Genomic DNA, 10553 nt, shown 5'->3' on the forward strand with positions numbered 1-10553 from the left:
GGTAAAGTTGTGACGATATTACGGTGATGCTCCGCTATTTTCGAGGCTGAACTCAACCGCTCAACACTAAGGTTTCTGTGTCGAGCCTACCAGGCTCGGCCATTGCGCCCACGCGCCACCCAACGCCGTATACAGATTCACCTCCGCCACCAGTTGTGCCAACCGGTCGGCAATCAACATCTGCTGCGAACTGAACAGCGAGCGTTGTGCGTCCAGGAACGTCAAGTTGCTGTCCACGCCACTGCGGTAGCGGTGTTCCGCCAGGTCATAGTAGGTCTGGTTGGCCTTTACGAAGTCCCGTTGTGCTTCCAGTTGATCGTTGTAGGTCTGCCGTGCGGCGAGGCCGTTGGAGACTTCCTGGAAGGCGGTCTGGATGGACTTTTCGTATTGGGCGACGAGGATGTTTTTCTGGATTTTCGCGTAATCGAGGCTGGCCCGCAGGCTGCCGGCATTGAAGATCGGCAGGTTGATCTGTGGCTGGAACGTCCAGCTTCCCGAGCCACCCTTGAACAGTCCTGACAGGTCTTTACTGGCGCTGCCGGCATTGGCGGTCAGGGTGAGGGAGGGGAAAAACGCAGCGCGAGCGGCGCCGATGTTGGCGTTGGCGGCCTTGAGTTGGTATTCGGCCTGGAGAATGTCCGGGCGCCGTTGCAGCAGGTCTGACGGCAGCCCGGCGGGGACCCGGGCAATCAGGTCGTCAGCCAACGGGCGCGCGGGCAGTGTTTCCGAGACCGGACCGCCCACCAGCAAGCTCAGGCTGTTTACGTCCTGGGCGACCTGGCGCTGATAGCGGGCGACACTGGCGCGGGTACTTTCCACACTGGTACGGGCCTGGATCACGTCCAGCGAGGACGCCTTGCCGGCGCTCTTGCTGCGGGCGGTCAGGCGCAGGCTGCGCTCGTCGGCCGCCAGGGTTTTCTCGGCCAGGGCCAGCAATTCCTGGTCGGCGCGCCAGGTCAGATAGCCGTTGGCAACGTTGGCCACCAGACTCAGTTGGGCACTGCGCCGGGCTTCTTCGGTGGACAGGTAGGTCTGCATGGCCTGTTCACTGAGGCTGCGCAGGCGGCCGAAGAAATCCAGTTCATAGGCGCTGACTCCCAGCGTCGCCGAATAAGAGGAGGTGATAGCGGATTTGCCGGTGCCCGTGAGGTCGCCGGGAAGCTTCTGGCGTTTGCCGGCGCCGCTGGCGGACACGGCCGGGAACAGGTTGGCCCGTTGAATGCGGTACTGCGCCTGGAACGCTTCCACGTTCAGGGCCGCCACTCGCAGGTCACGGTTGTTGACCAGCGCATCGCGGATCAACTGCTGCATCGCCGGGTCATGAAACAGTTGTTGCCAGTCCGGTCCTGACGCTGTATCGACTCCCGTCAGCGCGGCCTGGTAGACCGGGCCCAGGGGGTACTGTGCAGGGGTGGGCGCCTTGGGTTGTTGGTAGTCCGGAGTCAGCGAGCAACCGCCGAGGATCCACGCAACAGTCACCAAAGAGATGGGGAGCTTGCTCATTGACCAGCCTCAGGAAAAAGGAAGGAGGCGAGCCGGGTTGCAGGGCTCGCCAGCGTGAAGGTGTTTTAGGCGCCGACCATCCATTTGGCCAGGCCATGACGGCCACTGACCCCCAGTTTGGCGGCGGCGCGTTTGAGATAAGTTTCGATGGAGCTGTTTTTTACGCTGAGCTTCTCGGCCATCTGCGGTACGGTGCCGCCGGTCAACAGCCCCAGGCAGACTTCTTGTTCCCGCGCCGACAGGGTGATGTCAGTGAGGGACAGGCGCTTGTAGAACTCACGCTGTAATTGCGACTGTTCCAGCAAGGTTTGCGACTCCAGCGCCGCATTTACCGACTCGGCCCGCAGGGCTTGCCGGCTGGTCTGGGCGTGCCGCTCGATCAGTGGCAGCAGGGTGTCGGACAAGCACTTGAGAAAAGACAATTGCGTGAGGGAAAACACCGGTTGCGTATGAGGACGGTAAAGAGAAATCACGTAGCGACGATTGGCCCTGCGTGACACCAGATTGCACTGATGGGAGGTGCCTCGCACATGGGGGCTATTGGCTTTGGCATTCATCTGGATCAGCAGAGAATCATCCATGCCCAGCATTTCCTTGAGCAACGGATGATCGTTGCGATGGTGCAGGATGCGCGGTGCGGGTAAGTCTTCCTTCAAACCGGCGCTGCCCAGCAACGTGATGTCCAGTACGCTGGCCTGCTGCTCGTCCAGGGTCCACTCACTGAGGTCCACCAGGTGCGTCGGCACCAGTTTGTCCACCAGGTGCAGCATCCGCGTTGCAAAGTGCTCATTGCCCGTACTTGAAATCAACTCTCCCAATTCGAAATAGAAATGTGGGCTTTCCATCTGTCGAATACTGCTGGTCAGGCTCATATACATCCATCCTTGATGTCGAAAACCGTCAACGGTTGCCCGGTGCATCAGCAGACCGTCCGTACTCCTTAAACGTAATGCGGCGCTCGAGATTTTATTTAGCCATATAGATTTGTCCTACGTATGTAGCGGAAACGGGGGACACAACCTGCCATAGAATCCATGAAATGAACTCGTTGTTTCTGACAGGAAGAGGTTTTTTGATCTGACGAATAGTGGTGATTAGGGTTTTTTAACTGATTGATAAGAAACATATTTTGTTGATGTCTCAAGCTAATTAGTTAGCTAGGCATCGGAAGAAAATGGTCAATCTCCTACATTCATTTAATCGTTTCAGCAGTGAACGTTTAGCCAACCCGCTTTTGAGGCACCGACATCGGTCCCCAGATGCCTCGGACTGTCCGGGTTTCGGGTGACAGACAGTCCCCGGGGGCAGTGCTTAAATCCGTTGATTTCGCCTGAACGGGCAGCTTTACGCGCCCTCTGAACACCCTCCCATGAGATGGACCTTATGACGCTTTTTTCTACCACCGCCGTGGGCGACGTTGCCGTGAATGAGGTCCCTTGTGGCACGTTGCCGGAGTTCCCGCTCACCGCTGCCCAACGGGATATCTGGCTGGACCAACTGCGCCTCGGCGACTCGCCGCTGTACAACATTGGCGGTTATGTCGACCTTGCGGGCCCTGTCATCCCCGAGCTGATCCAGCGAGCGGTGGAGCTGTTGGTGTTCAAGCACGATGCGTTGCGCACGGTGCTGCTGCTCGATGGCGACGGCATGCCCCGGCAAACCTTCACCCTGACATTGGCGGTGCAAGTGCCGATGCACGACTTTTCCACGTTGCCAGATCCACAGGGTGCTACCCAGGCCCTGATGCAACAGCAGATGGCGCAGGCCTACTCCATGGCAAGCGGACCCTTGTTCCGCTTCTTCCTGGTTAAGCTTGATGACGATCATTACCGCCTCGGCACCCAGGCTCACCACCTGATTCTCGATGGCTGGGGTTTTGGCCAGATGCTGCAATCCCTGGCCGGGATCTATTGCGCGTTGGAGCAAGGGCGGCAGCCGGATCTGGTGGCGCCGTCCTATATCGACTTTATTGATAACGATGAACACTATCGTGAGTCGGCCCGTTACGCCCGCGACCGCAAGTACTGGCTGGATAAATACCAGACGCTGCCTGAACCACTGCTGGTACCTCGTTATCGCACACGGCGCGACAAGGAGCAGGCCCCCAGCAAAACCCTGGCGCAACCCTTTCCTGTTGCCCTGCTGGACCGCATGGAGCAGGTTGCGAACCGCTATCAGGCATCGGCGTTCCATGTCTTGCTGGCGGCGATGTACGTGTATTTCACCCGTACCGCGCAGCGCCAGGAATGGGTCGTCGGGCTGCCGATTCTGAACCGCTCCAATGCGCGTTTTCGCTCGACCCTGGGGCTGTTCGCCCAGGTCAGCGCCGTGCGCTTTGAGTTCAACGAGCAACTGCCGTTCAGCGCGCTGGTGCGTGGCGTGCGTGATCAACTCAAGCAGGATTTTCGCCACCAGCGTTTCCCGTTGAGCGAGATGAATCGCGAGCTGGGCCTGTTGCAGGTGGATCGCGGCCAGTTGTTCGACCTGTCGGTGTCCTATGAGCAGGATGACCATGATTACCGCTACGGTCAGGCCATGGCCCACGCGATCAAGGTCTCCAACCATCATGAACAACTGCCGATGGCTATCCACCTGCGCAGCAATCGCTACAACCATACCGCTTGCCTGCACTGCGTCTACAACCAGGCGTATTTCCAACACGACGAGGTGCAGGCCCTGGCGGAGCGCTTTACGTATCTGCTGGAGCAGGGGCTGGAAGACACGACCTTGCCGGTGGGTAAGTTCTCGCTGCTGACACCCCGGGAAGCCGAGCAGTTGCAGCACTGGAATGCGACGGCTCAGGCTTACCCGGCCGGGCACACCCTTCACCGGCGCATTGAAAACCAGGCCGCGCTGACACCGGATGCCGTGGCAGCGCTGTATCAGGGCCGGTCACTGACCTATGCCGAGTTGAATCGACAGGCCAACGGGTTGGCGCATTACCTGTTGACGCTGGGGGTTCAACCCGACGACCGCGTAGCCATCGTCGCGCGGCGCGGGCTGGACACACTGGTGGGCTTGCTGGCGATCCTCAAGTCCGGCGCCTGTTACGTGCCGGTGGACCCGTCCCATCCGGCCGAACGCTTGAACTACCTGCTCAGTGACAGTGCACCGGTGGCGGTGCTCGCGCAGCAGGATTTGCTGGCACGCTTGCCGGCCCTTGATGTGCCGGTGATCAATTTGGATCAACCTGTCTGGCAGCAGCATTCGACGGCCAACCCGCAAACGGCTGTGGCGCCGACGAACCTTGCCTACCTGATCTACACCTCGGGCTCCACCGGTCAGCCCAAAGGGGTCATGGTGGAGCATCACACCGTGGCCAACCTGGTGGACTGGCATTGCCAGGCCTTCGATCTGCACCAAGGGGGCCACACCGCCAGCGTTGCCGGTTTCGGTTTTGACGCCATGGCCTGGGAGGTCTGGCCGGCCTTGTGCGTTGGCGCGACATTGCACCTGCCGCCAAGCCACGACGGCGCGGAAGACATTGATGCGCTGCTGGACTGGTGGCGCGCACAACCCCTGGACGTTTGCTTCCTGCCTACTCCAGTGGCCGAGTACGCTTTCAGCCAACACCTGGAGCACCCGACGCTGCGCACCTTGCTGATCGGCGGCGACCGCCTGCGCCAGTTCGCCCATGCCCAGCGCTTCGAGGTGATCAACAACTACGGGCCTACCGAAGCCACGGTCGTGGCCACTTCTGGCCGGGTCGAGGTGGGCCAGCCATTGCACATTGGCAAGCCGATCGCCAATGCCACGGTGTACGTGCTGGACGAGCAGCAGCGGCTGGCGCCCGTGGGTGTTGCCGGTGAGCTGTACCTCGGCGGTAAAGGCGTGGCGCGGGGCTATTTCAACCGCCCGGAAATGACCGCAGAACGCTTCCTCGACAACCCGTTCCACCCTGGTCGAATGTACCGCACCGGCGACCTGGTACGGTGGCTGGAGGACGGCAACCTCGACTACCTGGGGCGCAATGACGACCAGGTGAAAATTCGTGGCGTGCGCATCGAACTGGGGGAAATCGAGGCTGCCCTGGCCTGCCATCATGGGGTTGCTGAAGCCGTGGCCCAAGTCCGTGAGGGGCAATTGCTGGCCTGGTTCACGGCACTTGAGCCGGTGGCAATCGACGAGCTTCGTGCCCATGTGCAATCCCGCGTGCTGGACGCCATGGTCCCTGTGGCCTATATGAAACTGGACGCGCTACCGCTGACCGCCAACGGCAAACTTGACCGCAAGGCCTTGCCCGCGCCAGGGCCAGAGGCCTTTATCACCCGTCGCTACGAAGCGCCTCAAGGGGCCGTGGAAACTGCGCTGGCGCAGATCTGGGCCGAGGTGTTGCAGGTGGAGCGGGTAGGGCGCCAGGACCATTTCTTCGAACTCGGCGGGCATTCCCTGCTAGCCGTCAACCTGGTGCAGCGCATGCGCCAGGCCGGGTTGCACGCCGATGTCCAGGTGTTGTTTGGCCAGCCCACACTGGCGGCGTTGGCCGCGGCGGTGGGTGTTGGCACGGAGCTTGAGGTCGCGACCAATCGCATTCCGGCTGATTGCACACGCATCACCCCGGACATGCTGGCGCTGGCCGAGCTGGATCAGGTGGCGATCGATCGCATTGTCGCCGCGATTCCCGGTGGCGCTGCCAATGTGCAGGAGATCTACCCGCTGGCACCGTTGCAGGAAGGTCTGCTCTACCACCATGTGACCGACGAGCGTGATCCCTACCAGCAACATGCGATGTTCACCTTTGCCGGTCGCGCGCAACTGGACGCCTTTGCCGAGGCCTTGCAGCAGGTGATCGCCCGGCACGACATCCTGCGCACCAGCCTGGCCTGGGACGCCATCGAGCAACCGATGCAGGTGGTCTGGCGCGAGGCGCGGCTGACGCTGGAGCACATGGCGTTGCAGGGGGATGCTATCGTCGATCAGCTGCGCGAACGCTTCGATCCACTCCAGCGACCGCTTGACCTGCGCCAGGCGCCGATGATGGCTCTGGCCTATGTCGAAGACCTGCAGAACAAGCGCTGGATCGGCATGTTGCGCTTCCATCACCTGGTTAACGACGCAACGTCAACCGGCGTGCTGATGGAAGAAATCCAGGCACACCTGTTGGGTCAGCAACAGCAGTTGCCAGCGCCGATTGCCTATCGCAACTTCGTCGCTCAAACCCGAGCACCGGATCGCCAGGCCCGGCATGAGGCGTTCTTTCGTGAGCGCCTGGGGGATATGGATGAGCCGACCCTGGCCTTCGGCTTGCAGGAGCGCCAGGCGGATCGTCGCGGGACGCAAGAAGTCGAGTGCACGCTGCCTGAGGCGCTCGGCCAACGTCTGCGGGTACAGGCACGTACCCTGGGCGTCAGCGTGGCGAGCCTGTATCACCTGGCCTGGGCTCATGTGCTAGGCAAGGTCTCGGGACGCGACGACGTGGTGTTTGGCACTGTATTACTGGGCCGTTTGCAGGCGGGCGAGGGCGCGGACCGTGCCCTGGGCATGTTCATCAACACGTTGCCGCTGCGTCTGCGCCTGGCCGGGCAACCGGTGCGCGAGGCGGTGCTGGACACCCACGGGCAACTCAGCGCCCTGCTTGCCCATGAACAGGCTTCGCTGGCCTTGGCCCAGCGTTGCAGCAGCCTTCCTGCCTCGACCCCTTTGTTCAACAGCCTGCTGAATTATCGGCATGCCTTGGCCGATGATGATCACGGGCTGCTGCGTGGTGTGCCGGGGGTCGAGCTGCTGAGCAGTGAAGACATCCTCAGTTATCCGTTCGTGTTTGAAGTAGAGGATCGGCCCAGCGGCTTTCGGCTCATGGCCAAGGCTCCGCGCAAGATTGGCGCGCGGCGCCTGCTGGATTACCTGGAAACGGTACTGGTGGGCCTGGTGCAGGCGCTTGAACAAGCACCGGACAGGCTACTTCGCACGGTTCAGATGCTTCCCGTGGCCGAGCTGAAACAGTTGTTGATCGACTGCAACGTGACCCAGACCGATGATCCTGTGGATCTGACCGTCCATGCACTTTTCGAAGCCCACGCCAGGCAGACTCCCCATGCGGTGGCGGTGCAGGCGGGTGAGCAGTCATTGACGTACCACCAACTTAACGAACGTGCCAACCAGTTGGCCCATCACCTGCTCGAACTGGGCGTGCAGCCGGATGCCCGGGTAGCACTCTGTGTTGAGCGCGGGCCAGACCTTATCGTGGGATTGTTGGCGATTCTCAAGGCCGGCGGTGCTTATGTACCGCTGGATCCGGGGTACCCGGCTGAGCGCATTGCCTACATGTTGCAAGACAGCGCACCGGTGGCAATGCTTGTGCAGGGGGCTACCCGTGGGTTATCGGGAGGCACCCTGGTGCCGGTGATCGACCTTGATCAGTCCACATGGCAGCAGCACCCGGTCACCAATCCCCAAGTCCCCCTCCTGAATGCCGCCCACCTGGCCTATGTGATGTATACCTCCGGCTCCACCGGCACGCCCAAAGGTGTGATGGTCGAGCATCGTGGGCTGAGTAACCTCGTGCAGTGGGGCGCTCGGTTGTGCCCAAATACCCGCAATGGCGCCTCGTTGCAGCGGGCGCCTTTCAGCTTTGATGGCTCGGTCTGGGAGCTGTTCTGGCCGTTGGCCAATGGCATGCGCCTGGTGTTGGCACGTGTTGACGGGCACCGCGACCCGGCTTATCTGGCCCAGTTGATTCGTGAGCGGCAGATCAGCGTGGTCCAGTTCGTGCCGGCCATGCTGCAACAGTTCCTCGAGCTGGAAGCGTCCAGCCTCTGCACCAGCCTTACCGATGTGTTGTGCGGCGGCGGCGAACTCACCGAAGCCTTGGCCCGAGGTGTGCAGGCCCGGTTGCCCAAGGTTCGCCTGCACAACGTCTATGGTCCCACCGAAGCCACCGTCGACAGCAGTGCCTGGACCCTGGAACCGGGGGCGCCGGTGCCGTCGGTGCAACTGCCCATTGGCCGGGCCATCAGCAACACCCGGCTGTATGTGCTGGACGAACATGATCAGCCGGTGGCCACCGGCGTCAGTGGCCAGTTGCATATCGGCGGCGTGGGCGTTGCCCGGGGTTACCTGGGACTGGCGCAGATGACGGCCGAACGGTTTATCGACAGCCCGTTTGTGGCAGGTGATCGCCTGTACCGCACCGGGGATCGGGTGCGTTACCTGCCGGACGGCAACCTGGAGTTTCTCGGTCGCAACGACTTCCAGGTCAAGCTGCGGGGTGTGCGCCTGGAGCTGGGAGAAATCGAATCGCGACTCGTGGCGCATCCGGCGTTGCGTGAAGCCGCGGTACTGATTCGCGATGAGCGGTTGGTGGCCTACTTTACCGTTCGCGGTGAGGCACCGAGCCTTGAGCGTTTGCGTGCCCATGTACTGGAGCTGTTGCCGGAATACATGGTGCCGGCGGCCTTTGTGCAGCTTGAAGCGCTGCCCCTGAACCCGGCCGGAAAACTCGACCGCAACGCTCTGCCTGAGCCGGGGTTGGAGGCGGTGGTGAGTCGTACCTATGAGGCGCCCCAAGGCGAAGTGGAAACGTTGATGGCAGGCATCTGGGCCGAGATGTTGAAGCTGGAAAGGGTGGGGCGCCATGACCACTTTTTTGAACTGGGCGGGCATTCATTGCTGGCGGTAGGCCTGGTAGCGCGCTTGCGCAAGGCGGGGCTGGAGGTGGATGCGCGGACCTTGTTCAGCCAGCCGACGCTGGCGGGGTTGGCGGGTAAGGTCGGGGCGCTGGTGCCGCGGGTGGAGGTGCCGCAGACGTTGATTCCGCAGCTGGATCGTCGACGTAGGCTTTGAAGGGGGCTGGCTTGAGAGCCACCCCTGCACCCCACAACAAAGTAGTACGCCTTTCCCGCCCCGGCAGTTAGCATTGCGCTCCATCCGCCCGACATCCAGCGGGCGGATCACCGCCAACCAGCCGGTCAAACAATAATGGAACGACGCCAATTCAGCGGGGGTATGCAGGGGAAAAACCTGCGCTACCTGAACGAAGCCCCTGGCCAGACACCACAAAAGATCCGAACAGGCTTCCTGCTGCTCGAACACTTCTCTCTGCCGGCATTTACCCAGGCCCTGGATACGCTCATCACGGCAAACCTGCTGCGTCCCGGGCTCTTTTCCACCAGCACCTTCGGCTTGAGCGAGGGCGAGATTGTCAGCGACCTGGGTCTGGTCATTCGGCCAGAGGCGCGGCTCGAGGCCTCAGCGCTTTCCGAGCTGGACTTGTTGGTGATTTGTGGTGGCTACCGTACCGCGCTCACGGCCAGTGACGAGTTCCTGCACCTGCTGAAGGCCGCATCGCAGCAGGGTGTCAGCCTGGCCGGGCTGTGGAATGGCGCCTGGTTCCTGGGCAAGGCGGGTGTGCTGGACGGTTATCGTTGCGCCATTCACCCCGAGCATCGTCCTGCACTGGCAGAGATCGCCAAGGCGACGCAGGTCAGCAGTGAGCCCTATGTGATTGACCGCGACCGACTCACCGCGTCCAGTCCCTCCGGCGCCTTCCACATGGCGCTGGACTGGATCAAAAGCGTGCACGGCAAGGCGCTGGTGGAAGGTATCGAAGACATTCTGGCGTTCGAAGAGTCGCGCTATCGGCGGGTCAAACCGGTGACTCACATCTCGGTGAGCGCGCCGCTGCGCGAGGTTGTGAAGCTGATGGAGGCCAACCTCGAAGATCCGTTGGCGCTGGACCAATTGGCGGTTTATGCCGGTCGTTCACGGCGCCAGCTGGAGCGCTTGTTCAGGGAGCAACTGGGCACCACCCCGCAGCGTTATTACCTGGAACTGCGCATCACCGAGGCGCGGCGTTTACTCCAGCACACTGAAATGTCCCAGGTCGAAGTGCTGGTGGCCTGTGGTTTCGTGTCGCCCAGTCATTTCAGCAAATGCTACAGCGCTTTTTTCGGCTACCGACCCTCCAGGGAAACGCGACGGGTCAAGTAATCCGCTCTACGGTGCACGCGCAAGGTGTGTACCGCGCCCTCTTGTCCCTGCTTCCCATGTCACCCCCACCGAGCTGAATGCTCTAGTTTTCCAACCCTGCGGGGAGCCCCTGCGGCTGAACG

At 61.6% G+C, this 10553-nt stretch carries 4 protein-coding genes; 2 read left to right on the plus strand and 2 right to left on the minus strand.

All coding sequences use genetic code 11. The features are described 5' to 3' along the window. Window positions 1-66: 66 nt before the first annotated feature. On the minus strand, window positions 67-1503 hold the full coding sequence (locus GNF76_RS24605) for an efflux transporter outer membrane subunit (protein ID WP_155585679.1): 1437 nt from the start codon (window positions 1501-1503) through the stop codon (window positions 67-69). Window positions 1504-1568: 65 nt separating this feature from the next. Further along, complete coding sequence (locus GNF76_RS24610) at window positions 1569-2375, minus strand: helix-turn-helix transcriptional regulator (RefSeq protein ID WP_155585680.1); 807 nt, start codon at window positions 2373-2375, stop codon at window positions 1569-1571. A 574-nt stretch (window positions 2376-2949) separates the two neighbouring features. Between GNF76_RS24610 and GNF76_RS24615 the strand changes: the two genes are divergently transcribed. Then, window positions 2950-9285 carry a non-ribosomal peptide synthetase gene (locus GNF76_RS24615; protein ID WP_246211984.1) on the plus strand — a complete coding sequence of 2112 codons (6336 nt, stop codon included), beginning with the start codon at window positions 2950-2952 and terminating at the stop codon, window positions 9283-9285. Window positions 9286-9420: 135 nt separating this feature from the next. Continuing rightward, window positions 9421-10431: a GlxA family transcriptional regulator gene (locus tag GNF76_RS24620; protein ID WP_155585682.1), complete on the plus strand. Its 1011-nt coding sequence runs from the start codon at window positions 9421-9423 to the stop codon at window positions 10429-10431. Window positions 10432-10553: the final 122 nt, after the last annotated feature.

Origin of the sequence: Pseudomonas spelaei (assembly GCF_009724245.1) — a bacterium.
Classification (GTDB): domain Bacteria; phylum Pseudomonadota; class Gammaproteobacteria; order Pseudomonadales; family Pseudomonadaceae; genus Aquipseudomonas; species Aquipseudomonas spelaei.

Excerpts from the sequence above, each read along its gene's own strand:
- GNF76_RS24620 (WP_155585682.1), top strand. The coding sequence starts at position 9,421 with ATGGAACGACGCCAATTCAGCGGGGGTATGCAGGGGAAAAACCTGCGC.
- GNF76_RS24610 (WP_155585680.1), bottom strand. The coding sequence starts at position 2,375 with ATGAGCCTGACCAGCAGTATTCGACAGATGGAAAGCCCACATTTCTAT.
- GNF76_RS24605 (WP_155585679.1), bottom strand. The coding sequence starts at position 1,503 with ATGAGCAAGCTCCCCATCTCTTTGGTGACTGTTGCGTGGATCCTCGGC.